Source organism: Pseudomonas sp. LBUM1661, from assembly GCF_059695925.1.
The window spans coordinates 2,081,155-2,098,216 of sequence record NZ_CP166794.1 but is presented as its reverse complement, the minus strand read 5'-3'; the positions used below and the strand labels follow the sequence as shown (position 1 = coordinate 2,098,216).

Here is a 17,062-nt window from a genome sequence, read left to right as displayed (position 1 = left end):
ATGGATATCGGGATGATTCGTGGCCTGGGCACCGTTGTTGTGATGGTGGCCTTCATCGGTCTGGCGTTGTGGGTATTCAGCCCCAAGCGCAAGTCGGAGTTTGAAGACGCGACCTTGCTGCCTTTCGCGGATGATCCCGAAGCCATCAAGCACGTCGAGCAAGCTTCTAGGAGTAACAAAGAATGACTACGTTCTGGAGTCTGTACGTCACAGTCCTCAGTCTCGGCACCATCTTCGCCCTGACCTGGCTGCTGCTGTCCACCCGCAAGGGCCAGCGCGCCGAGCAAACAGAAGAAACGGTTGGCCACTCCTTCGACGGGATCGAGGAGTACGACAACCCACTGCCGAAATGGTGGTTCATGCTGTTCGTGGGCACCATCATCTTCGCCCTCGGTTACCTGGTGCTGTACCCGGGCCTGGGTAACTGGAAAGGCCTGCTGCCGGGTTACAACTACCTGGATAACGAGAAGCAGACCGCGTTCGCCAACGGCCAGAGTGGCTGGACCGGCGTTCACGAATGGGAAAAGGAAATGGCCAAGTCGGACGCCAAGTTCGGTCCGATCTTCGCCAAATTCGCTTCCATGCCGATCGAAGAAGTCGCCAAGGACCCGCAAGCCCTGAAGATGGGTGGCCGTTTGTTCGCCTCCAACTGCTCGGTCTGCCACGGCTCCGACGCCAAGGGCGCCTATGGCTTCCCGAACCTGACCGACGCCGATTGGCGCTGGGGCGGCGAAGCGGAAACCATCAAGACCACCATCATGGGCGGTCGTCACGCAGTGATGCCGGCATGGGCGGAAGTGATCGGCGAGCAAGGCGTTGCTGATGTGGCCTCGTTCGTGCTGACCAACCTCGATGGCCGCAAGCTGCCGGAAGGCACCAAGGCTGACCCGGTTGCCGGCCAGAAACTGTTCGCCGCCAACTGCGCGGTGTGCCACGGTCCGGAAGGCAAAGGGACGCCAGCCATGGGCGCACCTAACCTGACCCACCCGGCAGCGTTCATCTACGGTTCGAGCTTCGCTCAACTGCAGCAGACCATCCGTTACGGCCGTCAGGGCCAGATGCCTGCGCAAGAACTGCTGCAAGGTAACGACAAGGTTCACCTGCTGGCCGCTTACGTCTACAGCCTGTCTCACGGTGAGAAGGCTCCGGCGGCGGACGCCCAGTAAGGCAAAACGCTTGCTGCAATAAAAAACGGCCCCGTCATTTGACGGGGCTTTTTTTTGATCGGGAAACAGCGGTTATCGAACGGCCACGGTGGCGATCAGCTGTCGACTCGGCCAGTTGTTGCCATTGACCTGATGCACCTTCAGCGTCTGGCGATCCGGGGCGATATCGGCGATCAGGTAGGTCTGGTTGGACGCACCGCCGCTGAGAAACACCGGCACTTCACCGAAGTAGTTGCGGCGGTTCCAGCCGGTATAGGTGCCTGGCTCCGTATGCAGATGCCCGGCGAACACGGCGCTCACCTTGTACCGTTCGATCATGGTGTTGAAACGGGCTACCTGCTCGCTGCTGCCCTTCCATTGATCAGGCTTGTGCATGTTGAGAATAATGATCTTGTCTTGACTGCGCGCACGTTGCAGATCGCGTTCCAACCAATCCAGCGCATCTGAAATCTCGAACCTGACCCTGTTCAATGGGAACCCCGAAGAAAAGTCAACGGTGTAAGTGGGCTCATTGTTTAGTTGAATCAGATGAACATCGCCCACCGTCCTGGAATAGGCAAGGCTGCCATAATAAACCTTGGTTCCCTCCTCGCTTCGCGCAGCCAGATCCATACTGTCAACGTTGCCCCAATATTTTTCCTTCAACGCCATAATGCTGTCGGCGGCACAGTTATTTTCTGGAAAGCTACAATCATCCACATTGTTTTCGTAATCATGATTGCCCAGCCCGTAGTCGTAGTGGTCACCCAATGCGTTTTTCAGCAAGTTATTGACCATCGAGCGCTGGCCGCCATGCCCGAAGGCGGTCATATCGCCATTGATCATGACCGGAACCCTTGCAGGATCAACGCTGACGTTATTCCTGAAATTCGCCACATCGGAATACTGGGTTTCAATCAGCCATTGCGAACGCTTTTCTTTTTCCGACGTTGACTCATCCCAGCCGTGATCGGAACTTTCAGTCCATGGGTATTGTGGGTCCGAAGTAAATATCAAATGCCGTGGAAGGTAATCATCTTGTGCCGAATAAACATTACCCACTGCGATACACAACAAGACGCCTGAAAGCACCTTGATCTTTATATCAAGAAACATAGAAATCCTTTTCTATTGAAGTTAAATAACTTGCGCCAGACAAACAGCCGACGCCTTCAACTTAGAGCAAGAACAAAATCAAAACAAAGGTTTGGGAATTCAATTTCGAAAATTGATATTTCTGGGCGGCCCCAACAGCAACCACGCTAACCGCTGGCGATCATTCACACATCAGTGCTGCGAGACACGCAAGCCGATGGTACGTTTCACAGCAGCGCTTCAGGAGAAACGACCAGAAACGACCGCCGACACCCACAAAACCATCCATAATTCACAAGTCAATTGATTCAAGTCATTACACCGTCAGTTGATTTCCACCAACGTGACCAAAGGTCGCACCCTTGAGCTAGAGCTACAGGCGTATCATTGGGCCACTGCAATACCTCTTTTGACCGCGGTCGGCATGTACTGACCGAGGCATTTTTCCACTGCCGTGGGATGCAATGATGAGCAATCAGATTCCGGTACACGACGTTACCCCGCCCGCCAAGAACGCGAACAACAGCGTCGACCTCTACGCCTCTCGAGAAAAGATCTACACCCGCGCCTTCACCGGCCTGTTCCGCAACCTGCGGATGATGGGCGGAGCCGGGCTGTTCCTGCTGTATTTCGGTACGGTCTGGCTGAACTGGGGTGGTCACCAGGCCGTCTGGTGGAACCTGCCGGAGCGTAAATTCTTTATCTTTGGCGCGACCTTCTGGCCTCAAGACTTCATCCTGCTTTCGGGCATCCTGATCGTCAGCGCCTTCGGCCTGTTCTTCATTACGGTGTACGCCGGTCGGGTCTGGTGCGGCTATACCTGCCCGCAAAGTGTCTGGACCTGGATTTTCATGTGGTGCGAGAAGGTCACCGAAGGCGACCGCAACCAGCGCATCAAGCTCGACAAGGCGCCGATGAGCGCCAACAAATTCCTGCGCAAGTTCAGCAAGCACTCGATGTGGCTGTTGATTGGCTTCGTCACCGGCATGACCTTCGTCGGTTACTTCTCGCCGATCCGCGAATTGACCCTCGATTTCTTCACCGGCGAAGCGGATGGATGGTCGTATTTCTGGGTCGGTTTCTTCACCCTCGCCACGTACGGCAACGCCGGCTGGCTACGCGAGCAAGTGTGCATTTACATGTGCCCGTACGCGCGCTTTCAGAGCGTGATGTTCGACAAGGACACGTTGATCGTCTCCTACGACCCGCGTCGTGGTGAAAGCCGCGGTCCGCGCAAGAAAGGCGCCGACTACAAGGCCATGGGCCTGGGTGATTGCATCGACTGCACCATGTGCGTCCAGGTCTGCCCGACCGGGATCGACATTCGCGACGGCCTGCAAATCGAATGCATCGGCTGCGCCGCGTGCATCGACGCCTGCGACAGCATCATGGACAAGATGGATTACCCGCGCGGCCTGATCAGCTACACCACCGAGCACAACCTGTCCGGGCAAAAAACCAATAAACTGCGCCCGCGCCTGATTGGTTATGCCGTGGTGCTACTGGCGATGATGGCGCTGCTGGCCACCGCGTTCTTCATGCGTTCGCTGGTGGGGTTCGACGTCAGTAAGGACCGCGTGCTGTACCGCGAAAACGCCGAAGGCCGGATTGAAAACGTCTACAGCCTGAAGATCATGAACAAGGATCAGCGCGACCACACCTATTTGCTGGAAGCCACTGGCCTGCCGGACCTCAAGCTGCAAGGCAAGCGCGAAATCAAAGTCGCCGCCGGGGAGATTTTCAGCCAGCCGGTCGAGTTGTCCAGTGCACCGGAACAACTGCCATCGAGCACCAACGAGGTGAAATTCATCCTCAAGGATGCCGATGACGCCAGCATCCACGTTGAAGCCAAGAGCCGATTCATCGGCCCACAAATTCGTTGAGAGAAGTGATCATGCCCGCAGCAAACGCCGCAAGTCCCTGGTACAAACACCTTTGGCCGTGGATCATCATCGCCATCCTGGCCTGCTCGGTGACCCTGACCCTGTCCATGGTGACCATCGCGGTGAACAACCCGGACAACCTGGTCAACGACAATTACTACGAGGCAGGCAAAGGCATCAACCGCTCGCTCGACCGTGAACTGCTGGCGCAAACCCTGCTGCTGCGCGCCAGCGTGCATCTGGATGACGTGACCGGCGAAGTCGACCTGCGCCTGAGCGGCAACAGCCAGCCTAAAACCCTGGAGCTGAACCTGATCTCGCCGACGCAGCCGGAGAAGGATCGCAAGATCACCCTGGCCCGCAGCGAAACCGAAGAAGGCCGCTACATTGGCCAGTTGAGCGACAAGGTCGACGGTCGCCGCTTTGTCGAATTGCTGGGCGTGCAGGATGACAAGACCTGGCGCATGTTCGAAGAGGAAACGGTCAACCACGACAAGGATTTGCTGCTCGGTGATGAACCGCTGCAAGGCGCGGAAGACCTGAAAAAGTAAGCCTCACCCTGAGCGTTCCCACGCGGAGCGTGGGAACGCTCATCGGACAACACCCTGTGAAAACCCCATGACCACCCCAACCCCCTGCTACCACTGCGCCCTGCCCGTCCCGGCCGGCAGCCGCTTCACAGCTGCCGTCCTCGGGGAAACCCGCGAGTTCTGCTGCCCGGGTTGCCAGGCCGTGGCCGAGGCGATTGTTGCCGGTGGGCTGGAAAGCTATTACCAGCATCGCAGCGAGTCATCGGCCAACCCCGAAGCCTTGCCGGTGCAACTGGTGGATGAACTGGCGTTGTACGATCGCGCCGACGTGCAAGCCCCCTTCGTCCGCCACGAAGGCGACCTCGCCGAAACCACCCTGTTGATGGAAGGCATCAGTTGCGCCGCGTGTGGCTGGCTGATCGAGAAACACCTGCGCGGCTTGCCGGCGGTGGCCGAAGCGCGACTGAACCTGTCCAACCATCGCTTGCACGTGCGCTGGGCCGACGCGCAATTGCCGTTGAGCCAAGTGCTCAGCGAACTGCGCCACATCGGTTACGCCGCCCACCCTTATCAAGCCGACCGCGCCAGCGAACAACTGGCCAGCGAAAACCGCCTGGCCCTGCGCCAACTCGGCGTGGCCGGGCTGCTGTGGTTCCAGGCGATGATGGCGACCATGGCCACCTGGCCGGAATTCAACATCGACCTCAGCCCCGAGCTGCACACCATCCTGCGCTGGGTCGCGCTGTTCCTCACCACACCGATCGTGTTCTACAGCTGCGCGCCATTCTTCAAAGGGGCGATGCGCGACCTGCGCACCCGCCACCTGACCATGGACGTGTCGGTATCGCTGGCCATCGGCAGCGCTTACGTCGCCGGCATCTGGACCTCGATCACCGGCGTCGGTGAACTGTATTTCGATGCGGTCGGCATGTTCGCGCTGTTCCTGCTGGCTGGGCGCTATCTGGAACGTCGCGCCCGGGAACGCACCGCGGCCGCCACCGCACAACTCGTCAATCTGCTGCCAGCCTCGTGTTTGCGCCTGAGTGCCGACGGCCAGAGCGAGCGCATCCTGCTGAGCGAACTGCGTGTCGGCGATCAAGTGCTGGTGCATCCCGGCGCGATCCTCCCGGCTGATGGCAAAATCCTCGACGGTCAGTCGAGCATCGACGAGTCTCTGCTGACCGGCGAGTACCTGCCGCAGCCACGCACGCTCGGCGATGCGGTCACCGCCGGCACCCTGAATGTCGAAGGCGCATTGACCGTGGAAGTCATCGCCCTCGGCCAGGACACCCGACTGTCCGCCATCGTCCGCCTGCTTGACCGCGCCCAAGCGGAAAAACCGCGCCTGGCGGAAATCGCCGACCGCGCCGCGCAATGGTTCCTGTTGCTGTCGCTGATCGCCGCCGCCGTCATTGGCCTGATCTGGTGGGAACTGGATTCGTCGCGGGCGTTCTGGATCGTGCTGGCGATGCTCGTTGCAACGTGCCCGTGCGCCTTGTCACTGGCCACGCCGACCGCCCTCACTGCCGCCACCGGCACACTGCACAAGCTGGGTCTTTTGTTGACCCGCGGCCATGTGTTGGAAGGCCTGAACCAGATCGACACGGTGATTTTCGACAAGACCGGCACCCTCACCGAAGGTCGGCTGGCGCTGCGCTCGATCCGTCCGCTCGGCACCCTCGACAGCGATCAATGCCTGAGTCTCGCCGCCGCTCTGGAAAATCGTTCCGAACACCCGATCGCCCGCGCCTTTGGCCGCGCACCGCTGGCCGCCGAAGAAGTTCACAGCACGCCGGGGCTGGGGCTTGAAGGCGTGGTCGGTGCGCAACGTTTGCGTATCGGCCAGCCGAATTTTGTCTGCGAACTCAGTGGCGCTGCCGTGCCGTTGATGCCGGATGAAGCCGGTCAATGGCTGCTGCTCGGCGACAACCTGGGTCCCTTGGCATGGTTTGTCCTCGATGACCGTTTGCGCGCCGACGCCCCGGCGCTGCTGGCGGCGTGCAAGGCTCGCGGCTGGCGCACATTGCTGCTGTCCGGCGACACCTCGCCGATGGTCGCCAGCGTCGCCGCCGAACTGGGCATCGACGAAGCCCGTGGCGGTTTGCGTCCGGACGATAAATTGCAGGTCCTGCAACAGCTGCACAAGGAAGGCCGCAAGGTGTTGATGCTCGGTGACGGGGTCAACGATGTGCCGGTGCTGGCCGCGGCCGACATCAGCGTCGCCATGGGTTCGGCCACCGACCTGGCGAAAACCAGTGCCGACGCCGTGTTGCTGTCGAACCGTCTCGATGCGCTGGTGCAGGCCTTCAGTCTTGCGCGGCGCACCCGTCGGGTAATCATCGAGAACCTGCTGTGGGCCGGGCTGTACAATGGCCTCATGTTGCCGTTCGCCGCCCTCGGCTGGATCACGCCGGTATGGGCCGCGGTCGGCATGTCCATCAGTTCGTTGACCGTGGTGCTGAACGCCCTGCGCCTGACTCGAATGCCGAGCGCGCCTGTCCTCAACGCCACGCCAGAAACCCGCCCGCTGCCGGCCTGAGCCGCGCGGGCATGGAGTCCAGATGCCAGCTCTCTACGTGATGATCCCGGCCGCGCTGCTGATCGTGGCCATCGCTATCTACATTTTCTTCTGGGCGGTCGACAGCGGTCAGTACGACGACCTTGACGGCCCGGCCCACAGCATCCTGTTCGACGACCAGGACCCGAACCACACGGCAGCGGTCGACGAGGCCAGCGGCCATCAGGCCAAACCGGACGACAAGGCACCACCCCATGCTTGATCTGGCGCCACTGTTGGTGTCTGCGGTGATCCTCGGCCTGCTCGGTGGCGGTCATTGCCTGGGCATGTGCGGCGGCTTGATGGGCGCGTTGACCCTGGCGATTCCCAAGGAACAGCGCAGCCGACGCTTTCGACTGCTGCTGGCCTACAACCTGGGGCGAATTCTCAGCTATGCGACGGCCGGCCTGCTGATCGGCCTGGCGGGCTGGGCGGTAGCCAACAGCCCGGCGGCGATGTTCATGCGCATCCTCGCTGGATTGCTGCTGATCGCCATGGGCTTGTACCTGGCGGGATGGTGGAGCGGCCTGACCCGCATCGAAAGCCTCGGTCGCGGCCTGTGGCGGCATATCCAGCCGGTCGCCAACAAACTGCTGCCGGTGTCGAGCGTCCCGCGTGCGTTGCTGTTGGGCGGGCTCTGGGGCTGGCTGCCGTGCGGGTTGGTTTACAGCACGCTGCTGTGGTCGGCCAGCCAGGGCAATGCGCTGGACAGCGCGTTGCTGATGCTCGCATTCGGGCTAGGCACCTGGCCGGTATTACTCGCCACGGGCCTGGCCGCCGAGCGGGTCACGGCGTTGTTGCGCAAACGCAGCGTGCGCATGACCGGTGGCTTGCTGGTGATGCTGTTCGGCCTCTGGACCTTGCCGGGCCCGCATCAGCATTGGTTGATGGGTCATTAAATCGGCGGTGCTCGCATCGCGAGCAGGCTCACTCCCACATTGGAATGCATTCCCCTGTGGGAGCGAGCCTGCTCGCGATGAGGCCATCACTGGCAACCCAGATCGACCGTTGATGCAAATCAAGATGCCGCAACCCCACTCCCCCTAGACTCGCTGACACTGCCAGCCTATCCGGGGGAATGCCCGCATGATGCTCGACGCCATTCGTTGGGACACCGATCTGATCCGCCGTTACGACCTGGCGGGCCCGCGCTACACCTCATATCCGACCGCCGTGCAATTCGACGGGCATGTCGGCACCTTCGACCTGTTCCATGCGCTGCGCGAAAGCCGCAAGGCCCTGCGCCCGTTGTCGCTGTATGTGCACGTGCCGTTTTGCGCGAACATTTGCTACTACTGCGCCTGCAACAAGGTGATCACCAAGGATCGCGGCCGGGCCCTGCCCTACTTGCAGCGTCTGGAGCAGGAAATCCAGCTGATCGCCTGCCACCTCGACCCGGCCCAGAAAGTCGAGCAACTGCACTTCGGTGGCGGCACGCCGACCTTTCTCAGCCACGATGAACTGCGCCAGCTGATGGCCACCCTGCGCAAACACTTCAATTTGCTCGACGACGATTCCGGCGACTACGGCATCGAAATCGATCCTCGCGAAGCCGACTGGTCGACCATGGGCCTGCTCCGCGAACTGGGCTTCAACCGGGTCAGCATCGGCCTGCAAGACCTCGACCCGGCAGTGCAACGGGCGGTCAATCGCCTGCAAAGCCTGGAAGAAACCCGCGCGGTGATCGAGGCCGCCCGGACCCTGCAATTTCGCTCGATCAACATCGATCTGATCTACGGCTTGCCGAGGCAGACACCGGAGAACTTCGCCCGCACCATCGATGAAGTCATCAACCTGCAACCGGACCGGCTGTCGGTGTTCAACTACGCGCACCTGCCGGAACGTTTCATGCCGCAACGGCGGATCAACAGCGAAGAACTGCCGACACCGGCGCAGAAACTGGAAATGCTCCAGGGCACCATCGAGCAACTGACCGCCGCCGGTTACCGCTACATCGGCATGGATCACTTCGCCCTGCCGGACGATGAGCTGGCGATTGCCCAGGAAGAATCGACCCTGCAACGCAACTTCCAGGGCTACACCACTCACGGTCATTGCGACTTGATCGGCCTCGGCGTGTCGGCCATCAGCCAGATCGGCGACTTGTACTGCCAAAACAACAGCGATCTGAACCAGTATCAAAACACCCTGGCTTCGGCTCAACTGGCCACCAGTCGCGGGCTGGTGTGCAACGCCGATGATCGCCTGCGACGCGCGGTCATCCAGCAGCTGATCTGCAATTTCAGCCTGGAATTCGCCGAGATCGAACACGCCTTCAACATCGACTTTCAGGGTTACTTCGGCGATCTCTGGCCCGCGTTGCAGAGCATGGCCGACGATGGCTTGATCGCGCTCGATAATGAACGGATCACCGTGCTGCCCGCGGGGCGCTTGTTGGTGCGTTCGGTGTGCATGGTCTTCGATGCGTACCTTGAACAGCAGAATCGCCAGCGGTTTTCACGGGTGATCTAGCCATCACCTCACTGGCCGGTTGGCGAAATGCTGGCTTAAAGACCCTGCGGCAAAATAGCCGCGTGCCTGAATGTCCTCCCGTGGGTTACCCTTACGGCTTATGTGTGTTTTTTCCCACAAGGATTGAAGAAATGTCCGAGCCAGTAAAACTGCGCGCTCATAGCCAGGCCCATTGCAAGGATTGCAGCCTGGCCCCCCTCTGCTTGCCACTTTCCCTGAATCTGGAAGACATGGAGGCGCTGGACGAAATCGTTAAACGTGGCCGCCCGTTGAAAAAAGGCGAATTCCTGTTCCGTCAGGGCGATACGTTCGATTCCGTTTACGCAGTACGCTCTGGCGCGCTGAAGACCTTTAGCCTCAGCGATGGCGGCGAAGAACAGCTCACCGGCTTCCACCTGCCGAGTGAACTGGTCGGCCTGTCGGGCATGGACACCGAAAAACACCCGGTCTCGGCGCAGGCCCTGGAAACCACGTCGGTGTGTGAAATTCCTTTCGATCGCCTTGACGAACTGGCCCTGCAACTGCCGCAACTGCGCCGTCAGTTGATGCGGGTGATGAGCCGAGAGATTCGCGACGATCAACAGATGATGCTGCTGTTGTCGAAGAAAACCGCCGACGAGCGCATTGCCACGTTCCTGGTCAACCTCTCGGCCCGCTTCCGCGCCCGGGGGTTCTCGGCCAACCAGTTTCGCCTGAGCATGTCGCGCAACGAGATTGGCAATTACCTGGGGCTGGCGGTGGAAACCGTATCCCGGGTGTTCACGCGTTTCCAGCAAAACGAACTGATTGCCGCCGAAGGCAAGGAAATCCACATCCTCGACCCGATCCAGCTCTGCGCCCTGGCCGGCGGTTCGCTCGAAGGCTGATGGCGGCACCTGCGGCTGAGCGAAACGGTTCAGCCGCCGGTATACTGCGACGTTTGCAGCCTCCCAGGACATCTCGACGATGCTCATCGAAACCTTCGACATCAAATCCCTGATCCGCCCCGTGATCGACTTCCCCAAGCCGGGCGTGATCTTTCGCGATATCACCCCGGTGTTCCAGTCGCCCAACGCCCTGCGCGTGGTGATGGACAGTTTTGCCCACCGTTACGTCGAGGCCGACTTCACCCACATCGGTGCGATGGACGCTCGGGGCTTCCTGATCGGTTCGGTGCTGGCTTATCAGTTGAACAAGCCACTGGTGCTGTTCCGCAAGCAAGGCAAACTGCCGGCTGACGTGTTGGCCGAGGGTTATGCGACCGAGTACGGCGAAGCCTTCCTCGAAGTGCATGCCGACAGCCTCTGTGAGGGCGATTCGGTGGTGATGTTCGATGATTTGATCGCCACGGGTGGCACATTGATTGCGGCGGCGAACCTGATTCGTCGGATGGGTGCGCGGATTCATGAAGCGGCGGCGATTATTGATCTGCCGGAATTGGGTGGGTCGAAGCGGCTGGAAGCGCTGGGGATTCCGACGTTTTGCCTGACGCAGTTTGCGTTGAGCGAGCAGTAAGGCGGCGCCTTCACTGACGCCATCGCGGGCTTGCCCGCGATAGCGTCGGCCGCTACACCGCCGACTACAGGCCCATCTGCTTACTGATGATCTCGTTCATCACTTCCCGCGTCCCCCCGCCGATCGACAGAATCCGGTTATCCCGGTACAGCCGCTCCACCAGGCTTTCACGCATATAACCCATGCCCCCCAGAATCTGCACCGCATCCGTGGTAATCCGGTCCGCCGTGTCGGTCGCAAAATTCTTGGCCATGGAAATCTCCTTGATCACACTCTGCCCCGCCGCCATTTTCGCTGCCTGGCGATAGGTGAATTCCCGTGATACCTCCAGCGCCGTGGCCATCTCGGCGAGGCGATGCTTGAGCACCTGGAACTTGCCGATGGGTTTGCCGAAAGCTTCACGCTGACGGGCCCATTTCAGGCTCTCCTCCAGCGCAAGCTGTGCGGTCATGTTGGCCATCAGCGCCAGGGCCAAACGCTCGCTCTGGAAATTGCCCATGATGCAGGCGAAGCCCATGTTCTCGGCACCGATCAGGTTTCCTACAGGCACCTGGCAATCGTCGAAGAACAATTCGGCTGTGTCCGACGCCCACCAGCCCATTTTCTTCAACTGTCGGCCCACGGTGAAACCGGGGGTGCCTTTCTCGATCAGCAGCAGGCTGATGCCGCCATAACCTGGCGCACCGGTGCGCACCGCGACGGTGTAGACATCCGCGCGGACGCCGCTGGTGATAAAGGTTTTGCTGCCGTTGACCCGGTAGACATCGCCGTCACGCACAGCACGGGTTTCCAGGTTGGCGACGTCGGAACCACCGCTGGGCTCGGTCACGGCCAGTGCGCTGATCTTCTCGCCGGCCAGCACCTGCGGCACTACGCGATCACGGACTTCCGGCCGAGCCCACTTGAGGATCGGCGGCAATCCGATGTCCAACGAACCGAGCCCCGCCACCAGACCGCCGGAACCACAGCGCATCAGCTCTTCACTGGCGGCTATCTTGGCGAACACGTCGCCTTCGTGACTGCCGCCCAACGCTTCGGGGTATCCAATCCCGAGAATCCCCGCCGCACCCGCCTTGAGGTAAAGCTCACGGGGGAAGCTCTCGGCTTCTTCCCACTGGTCGATGTCCGGCAAGATCTCGCGCTCGACGAATCGTCTGACGCTGTCGCGGACCAATTGGTGGCTGGGGTCGAAGTATTCCTGAAAGGCAGGCATCGGCGAGCTCCACTGAAGGTTCAGCGACGTTAACCGAGCGCTTGCTTGGTTTTCAACAGAATTGTGTGAATCAGATAAACCGAGGCGCGTCCATCGCTAGCAGGCTAGCTCCCACAGGGGATTTGTGAACACCATTCATCCAATGTGGGAGCTAGCCTGCTAGCGATGGCGTTAGACCAAACACCACCCTTACAAAGCGATCGGCTTACGCCCGGCAAACGAATGCGCCAACGTCCCGCCATCCACCAACTCCAGCTCACCGCCCAACGGCACGCCATGGGCGATACGCGAGGCGATCAAGCCTTTATTGCTGAGCAACTGCGCGATGTAATGCGCCGTCGCCTCACCTTCCACGGTCGGGTTGGTGGCCAGGATGACTTCAGTGAACGTACCCGCCTCTTCAATCCGCGCCAGCAGCTGCGGAATGCCGATGGCTTCCGGCCCGAGGCCGTCGAGCGGTGACAGATGGCCCTTGAGCACGAAGTAGCGACCACGGAAACCGGTCTGCTCCACCGCGTAAACGTCCATCGGACCTTCCACCACGCACAGCAAGGTGTCGTCGCGACGGTTGTCGGCGCATTGCGGGCACAGATCGTCTTCGGTCAGCGTGCGGCACAAGCGGCAGTGGCCGACCCCTTCCATGGCCTGGCTCAGCGCCAGTGCCAGGCGCGAGCCACCACTGCGATCACGTTCGAGCAACTGCAACGCCATGCGTTGGGCAGTTTTCTGACCCACGCCTGGCAAAATTCGCAGGGCGTCGATCAGTTGGCGAATCAAAGGGCTGAAGCTCATGGGGAAAAGTCCGACAAAACAACGAGACGCGGTTTATACCCGCGCCTCTGTTTAGCGTCAAATTGCAGCGTTAATTACTCAGTCCTGCGCGACCCGCACCACCAGTTTGCCGAAGTTGCGTCCTTCCAGCAGACCAATGAACGCCTCGGGCGCATTTTCCAGGCCATCGACCACGTCTTCGCGGAATTTCACCTTGCCATCGCGCACCCACGGCGCCATCGCACTGACAAACTCTGGCTGACGGTCACCATAATCGTCGAACACGATGAAACCCTGGATGCGTACGCGCTTGGTCAGCAACGTGCGCTGCAATTGCGGCAGGCGATCCGGCCCGGTCGGTGCTTCGCTGGCATTGTACGAAGCAATCAGGCCACATAGCGGAATCCGTGCCTTGGGATTGAGCAACGGCAGCACCGCGTCAAAGACCTTGCCGCCAACGTTTTCGTAATAAATATCGATGCCCTGGGAGCAGGCCTGCGCCAGTTCATCAGCGAAGTTGGGGCTCTTGTGGTCGATACAGGCATCGAAGCCCAGCTCTTCGACCACATAACGGCACTTGTCGGCGCCACCGGCGACACCCACCACGCGCAGTCCCTTGATCTTCGCCACTTGGCCGACCACAGAACCCACCGCGCCGGACGCGGCGGCAACCACCAGGGTTTCGCCGGGTTTCGGCTGGCCGATGTCCATCAGGCCCATGTAGGCGGTCATGCCGGGCATCCCCAGCACGCCCAGCGCCATCGAAGGGCTCGGCAAACCCGACGGGATCGGAATGAGCGCGCGACCGTCACTGACACTGTGGCTCTGCCAACCGGTGGCACCGACCACCAGATCGCCTTCGTGGAATTTCGGATTCAGCGAGCGCTCAACCCGGCTGACCGCCCCACCGGTCATTACCTCGCCGATTTCTACCGGCGCTGCGTAGGACGGCGCGTCACTCATGCGCCCGCGCATGTAGGGATCCAGCGACAGGTAAAGGGTCTTGAGCAACACCTCACCGTCGGCCAGGTCCGGCAGCGCGATCCGCTCCAGGCGAAAATTCTCCGGGGTCGGCGCGCCTACCGGGCGGGACACCAGGACGATACGTTGGTTGAGGGTCAATGCTTGTGGCATGTGAGCGTCTCCTTTGATCGATGAATTGGGCGGTATAGGGGAGCAGACCGTTGTGGGGGTAACGCGTTCGATGTTTCTGTCCGAGACCGCGTCGACTTCTTCGCGAGCAAGCCCGCTCCCACATTCGACCGAGTTCCAATGTGGGAGCGGGCTTGCTCGCGAAGGGCGGCCTGACAGGCACCACCTATCCAACAGGCGGATACAAAAATGCCAGGCGCGATGCCTGGCATTTTTTTGTAGCCCATCCGACGCGCTTTAGCGAATCAGAATGGTAGTTTCATGCCCGGTGGCAATTGCATGCCAGCGGTCATCCCGGACATTTTGTCCTGGCTGTTGGCTTCGATCTTGCGCACGGCATCGTTGACGGCGGCGGCGAATACCGCTTCGAGCATTTCTTTGTCGTCTTCGCTCAGGCCTTCTACCAGGCTTGGGTCGATGGTCACGCGCTTGACGTCGTGACGACCGGTCATCACCACGGTGACCATATCGCCACCGGCCTTACCGGTGACTTCGGCGTTGGCCAGCTCTTCCTGCATCTTGGCCATTTTTTCCTGCATCTGCTGCGCCTGCTTCATCAGGCCGGCCATGCCACCTTTCATCATGGTAATCACCTCAAACGTACTTGGATAAAAACAGCGCCCGGCCCTGTCGGCCGAACGCCTTCAGTTATTAGCCCTGACTGACCAGAGCGTCGACAGGTTCAATAGTATCGTTACGGATCACCGCACCGAACTGCTGCATCATTTGCTGGATGAACGGATCACCATGGATCGATTCCTCGGCCTCGCGCTGACGGTCGACACGCCGGCGGGAAGCGGCCTGGGCCGGGGTTTCCTGCTCGGGCTTGATCAACTCCATGCTCAGGCTCAGCGTACGCCCGTGATACTGGTTCAGCGCATCGTTGAGGCGACGTTGCTGGGTCGCGTTGAACAATGCGCTGTGCGCCGGATCCAGGTGCAACAGCCAGTTGTCGCCATCGACGGCGATCAGCGTGCAGTTGGCGGCGATGCTGCCGGTCATGCCGGAGATCGGCAGTTTCGGGAACAGTTCCAGCCATTGCAGGGCCAGACCGGTGGCCGGCATGGCCGCCGGTTCAGGCTCGGGTTCAGCCGCAGGCTCCGCGGTGTGCTCGCTCGCCAGTTCGTCAAGGTAACTGTAGGCCGAATCCATGTCCGGTTCGATGTAGTCCTCATCCAGCGGCGGCTCGTCGTCCGGCTCTATGCCCGGCGTGGCGGCATCGACGTCGGCCACGGAGGGTTCCGGGATCGGTGCGGCGGCCCATTCCGGTGCGTCCGGGACCACGCTGTCGGGTGTCGGCAACGGCATCGGCGGCAAGTCGGGTTGCTCGCCGGAGGTTTCCAGCACCGGCTCGACGGCGGGCTGCTGGATGACTTCGGGTTCTACCGGGTCATTCCAGGGCAAATCGACAACGGCTTCGATCGCTACGGGCTCAACGACGGGCTCAGGCACGACGACGGGCGCAACCGGCTCAGGCACTGGAGCAACCACCGGCGCGGTGACAACGGGAGCAACGGGTGCAACTGCCGCAGCGACTACCGGCGCGACAACGCGCTCGGCAGCCACGGAGTTTGCGGAATCAACTGTGGCCTGGCTGATCCCCACTGTCTTTAGCGGCTGACTCGGGGCATCCGCCGTGTCCGCCGGCCTGAACGCGAGCATGCGCAGCAGGACCATTTCGAAGCCACCACGGGGATCCGGCGCCAGCGGCAAGTCGCGACGCCCGATCAGGCCCATCTGGTAATAGAACTGCACATCTTCGGCCGGCAAGGCCTGGGCCAGTGCCAGCACCCGATCACGGTCGCCATGGCCGTTGTCGACGCCTTCAGGCAAGGCCTGAGCGATGGCAACGCGGTGCAGCACGTTGAGAATTTCCGAGAGCACGCCGTTCCAGTCCGGGCCTTGTTCCGACAGATGGCGCACGGCTTCGAGCAATGCCTTGGCGTCGCCTTCGATCAGCGCATGCAGAACGTCGTAGACCTGGCCGTGATCGAGCGTCCCGAGCATCGCCCGCACATCGGCGGCCATGACCTTGCCTTCACCGAAGGCGATCGCCTGGTCGGTCAGGCTCATGGCGTCGCGCATCGAACCATCGGCGGCGCGGCCCAGCAGCCACAGCGCATCGTCTTCGAACGGCACGTTCTCGACACTCAGCACGTGGGTCAAATGCTCGACCACCCGCTCCGGGGTCATGTTCTTCAGGGAGAACTGCAGGCAGCGCGAAAGAATCGTTGCAGGAAGTTTCTGCGGATCAGTCGTGGCCAGGATGAACTTGACGTAGGGCGGCGGCTCTTCGAGGGTTTTCAGCAGCGCATTGAAGGAATGGCTGGAGAGCATGTGCACTTCGTCGATCAGGTAGACCTTGAAGCGCCCGCGGCTCGGGGCGTACTGCACGTTGTCGAGCAGCTCGCGGGTGTCTTCGACCTTGGTCCGGCTCGCGGCGTCGATCTCGATCAGGTCGACGAAGCGGCCTTCATCGATTTCGCGGCACACCGAGCACTCGCCGCACGGCGTCGAAGTGATACCTGTTTCACAGTTCAGGCATTTGGCGATAATCCGCGCGATGGTGGTCTTGCCGACCCCGCGGGTGCCGGTAAACAGATAGGCGTGGTGCAGCCGCTGGCTGTCCAAGGCATTGATCAGAGCCTTGAGCACATGGGTCTGGCCGACCATTTCGCGGAACGAGCGCGGACGCCATTTACGTGCAAGAACCTGATAACTCATCGAAAACCGTCGCAACTAAGGAACAG

General features: G+C 60.8%; 16 protein-coding genes. 10 read left to right on the top strand and 6 right to left on the bottom strand.

What is annotated here, in order from left to right; all coding sequences use genetic code 11:
- Together ACA057_RS09680 and ccoP are read left to right on the top strand one after the other, a co-directional pair.
- On the top strand, nucleotides 1–186 hold the full coding sequence (locus tag ACA057_RS09680; protein ID WP_003175465.1) for a CcoQ/FixQ family Cbb3-type cytochrome c oxidase assembly chaperone: 186 nt from the start codon (nucleotides 1–3) through the stop codon (nucleotides 184–186).
- Nucleotides 183–1,166, top strand: a complete 984-nt coding sequence (gene ccoP, locus ACA057_RS09675; protein WP_497347799.1) for a cytochrome-c oxidase, cbb3-type subunit III — start codon at nucleotides 183–185, stop codon at nucleotides 1,164–1,166. Before ACA057_RS09680 ends, ccoP begins: the two co-directional genes overlap by 4 nt.
- A 72-nt stretch (nucleotides 1,167–1,238) precedes the next feature.
- On the opposite strand, the gene ACA057_RS09670 is transcribed toward ccoP, so the two are convergent.
- Nucleotides 1,239–2,261 carry a metallophosphoesterase family protein gene (locus ACA057_RS09670; RefSeq protein ID WP_497347797.1) on the bottom strand — a complete coding sequence of 341 codons (1,023 nt, stop codon included), beginning with the start codon at nucleotides 2,259–2,261 and terminating at the stop codon, nucleotides 1,239–1,241.
- 446 nt (nucleotides 2,262–2,707) lie between these two features.
- Here ACA057_RS09670 and ccoG point away from each other — a divergent pair, with 446 nt between their 5' ends.
- The 8 genes from ccoG (at nucleotide 2,708) to ACA057_RS09630 (ending at nucleotide 11,176) form a co-directional block, all read left to right on the top strand.
- Nucleotides 2,708–4,123 carry a cytochrome c oxidase accessory protein CcoG gene (gene ccoG / locus ACA057_RS09665; RefSeq protein ID WP_497347795.1) on the top strand — a complete coding sequence of 472 codons (1,416 nt, stop codon included), beginning with the start codon at nucleotides 2,708–2,710 and terminating at the stop codon, nucleotides 4,121–4,123.
- Between the two features lie 11 nt (nucleotides 4,124–4,134).
- On the top strand, nucleotides 4,135–4,674 hold the full coding sequence (locus ACA057_RS09660; RefSeq protein WP_497347793.1) for a FixH family protein: 540 nt from the start codon (nucleotides 4,135–4,137) through the stop codon (nucleotides 4,672–4,674).
- A 67-nt stretch (nucleotides 4,675–4,741) separates the two neighbouring features.
- Nucleotides 4,742–7,192: a heavy metal translocating P-type ATPase gene (locus ACA057_RS09655; RefSeq protein ID WP_497347791.1), complete on the top strand. Its 2,451-nt coding sequence runs from the start codon at nucleotides 4,742–4,744 to the stop codon at nucleotides 7,190–7,192.
- A 22-nt stretch (nucleotides 7,193–7,214) separates the two neighbouring features.
- On the top strand, nucleotides 7,215–7,433 hold the full coding sequence (ccoS, locus tag ACA057_RS09650; protein WP_497347789.1) for a cbb3-type cytochrome oxidase assembly protein CcoS: 219 nt from the start codon (nucleotides 7,215–7,217) through the stop codon (nucleotides 7,431–7,433).
- A complete protein-coding gene (locus tag ACA057_RS09645) occupies nucleotides 7,426–8,109 on the top strand; it encodes a sulfite exporter TauE/SafE family protein (protein ID WP_497347787.1) in 684 nt (227 codons plus the stop codon). Before ccoS ends, ACA057_RS09645 begins: the two co-directional genes overlap by 8 nt.
- A gap of 190 nt (nucleotides 8,110–8,299) precedes the next feature.
- The gene (hemN, locus tag ACA057_RS09640) at nucleotides 8,300–9,682 is read left to right on the top strand and encodes an oxygen-independent coproporphyrinogen III oxidase (RefSeq protein WP_497349851.1); all 1,383 of its coding nucleotides are present in this window, start codon (nucleotides 8,300–8,302) and stop codon (nucleotides 9,680–9,682) included.
- Nucleotides 9,683–9,813: 131 nt separating this feature from the next.
- Nucleotides 9,814–10,548 carry a fumarate/nitrate reduction transcriptional regulator Fnr gene (gene fnr / locus ACA057_RS09635; protein ID WP_401353715.1) on the top strand — a complete coding sequence of 245 codons (735 nt, stop codon included), beginning with the start codon at nucleotides 9,814–9,816 and terminating at the stop codon, nucleotides 10,546–10,548.
- 79 nt (nucleotides 10,549–10,627) lie between these two features.
- A complete protein-coding gene (locus ACA057_RS09630) occupies nucleotides 10,628–11,176 on the top strand; it encodes an adenine phosphoribosyltransferase (RefSeq protein WP_497347785.1) in 549 nt (182 codons plus the stop codon).
- A gap of 64 nt (nucleotides 11,177–11,240) precedes the next feature.
- On the opposite strand, the gene ACA057_RS09625 is transcribed toward ACA057_RS09630, so the two are convergent.
- From ACA057_RS09625 to dnaX, 5 genes are all read right to left on the bottom strand, one after another.
- Complete coding sequence (locus ACA057_RS09625; RefSeq protein WP_497347783.1) at nucleotides 11,241–12,389, bottom strand: acyl-CoA dehydrogenase family protein; 1,149 nt, start codon at nucleotides 12,387–12,389, stop codon at nucleotides 11,241–11,243.
- Nucleotides 12,390–12,578: 189 nt separating this feature from the next.
- On the bottom strand, nucleotides 12,579–13,181 hold the full coding sequence (gene recR, locus ACA057_RS09620) for a recombination mediator RecR (RefSeq protein WP_223434374.1): 603 nt from the start codon (nucleotides 13,179–13,181) through the stop codon (nucleotides 12,579–12,581).
- A gap of 78 nt (nucleotides 13,182–13,259) precedes the next feature.
- On the bottom strand, nucleotides 13,260–14,294 hold the full coding sequence (gene curA / locus ACA057_RS09615; protein WP_497347781.1) for an NADPH-dependent curcumin/dihydrocurcumin reductase: 1,035 nt from the start codon (nucleotides 14,292–14,294) through the stop codon (nucleotides 13,260–13,262).
- Nucleotides 14,295–14,557: 263 nt separating this feature from the next.
- Nucleotides 14,558–14,896 carry a YbaB/EbfC family nucleoid-associated protein gene (locus tag ACA057_RS09610; protein WP_008028561.1) on the bottom strand — a complete coding sequence of 113 codons (339 nt, stop codon included), beginning with the start codon at nucleotides 14,894–14,896 and terminating at the stop codon, nucleotides 14,558–14,560.
- A 67-nt stretch (nucleotides 14,897–14,963) separates the two neighbouring features.
- Nucleotides 14,964–17,036, bottom strand: coding sequence for a DNA polymerase III subunit gamma/tau (gene dnaX / locus ACA057_RS09605; RefSeq protein WP_497347779.1), 2,073 nt, complete (start codon nucleotides 17,034–17,036; stop codon nucleotides 14,964–14,966).
- Nucleotides 17,037–17,062: the final 26 nt, after the last annotated feature.

What these genes read in the sequence shown, in the direction of transcription:
- ACA057_RS09660 (WP_497347793.1), top strand. Translation starts at nt 4,135, where the DNA reads ATGCCCGCAGCAAACGCCGCAAGTCCCTGGTACAAACACCTTTGGCCG.
- ccoG (WP_497347795.1), top strand. Translation starts at nt 2,708, where the DNA reads ATGAGCAATCAGATTCCGGTACACGACGTTACCCCGCCCGCCAAGAAC.
- dnaX (WP_497347779.1), bottom strand. Translation starts at nt 17,036, where the DNA reads ATGAGTTATCAGGTTCTTGCACGTAAATGGCGTCCGCGCTCGTTCCGC.
- hemN (WP_497349851.1), top strand. Translation starts at nt 8,300, where the DNA reads ATGCTCGACGCCATTCGTTGGGACACCGATCTGATCCGCCGTTACGAC.
- ACA057_RS09670 (WP_497347797.1), bottom strand. Translation starts at nt 2,261, where the DNA reads ATGTTTCTTGATATAAAGATCAAGGTGCTTTCAGGCGTCTTGTTGTGT.
- ACA057_RS09610 (WP_008028561.1), bottom strand. Translation starts at nt 14,896, where the DNA reads ATGATGAAAGGTGGCATGGCCGGCCTGATGAAGCAGGCGCAGCAGATG.
- ACA057_RS09625 (WP_497347783.1), bottom strand. Translation starts at nt 12,389, where the DNA reads ATGCCTGCCTTTCAGGAATACTTCGACCCCAGCCACCAATTGGTCCGC.
- ACA057_RS09655 (WP_497347791.1), top strand. Translation starts at nt 4,742, where the DNA reads ATGACCACCCCAACCCCCTGCTACCACTGCGCCCTGCCCGTCCCGGCC.
- ACA057_RS09630 (WP_497347785.1), top strand. Translation starts at nt 10,628, where the DNA reads ATGCTCATCGAAACCTTCGACATCAAATCCCTGATCCGCCCCGTGATC.
- ccoS (WP_497347789.1), top strand. Translation starts at nt 7,215, where the DNA reads ATGCCAGCTCTCTACGTGATGATCCCGGCCGCGCTGCTGATCGTGGCC.
- curA (WP_497347781.1), bottom strand. Translation starts at nt 14,294, where the DNA reads ATGCCACAAGCATTGACCCTCAACCAACGTATCGTCCTGGTGTCCCGC.
- ACA057_RS09680 (WP_003175465.1), top strand. Translation starts at nt 1, where the DNA reads ATGGATATCGGGATGATTCGTGGCCTGGGCACCGTTGTTGTGATGGTG.
- fnr (WP_401353715.1), top strand. Translation starts at nt 9,814, where the DNA reads ATGTCCGAGCCAGTAAAACTGCGCGCTCATAGCCAGGCCCATTGCAAG.
- ACA057_RS09645 (WP_497347787.1), top strand. Translation starts at nt 7,426, where the DNA reads ATGCTTGATCTGGCGCCACTGTTGGTGTCTGCGGTGATCCTCGGCCTG.
- recR (WP_223434374.1), bottom strand. Translation starts at nt 13,181, where the DNA reads ATGAGCTTCAGCCCTTTGATTCGCCAACTGATCGACGCCCTGCGAATT.
- ccoP (WP_497347799.1), top strand. Translation starts at nt 183, where the DNA reads ATGACTACGTTCTGGAGTCTGTACGTCACAGTCCTCAGTCTCGGCACC.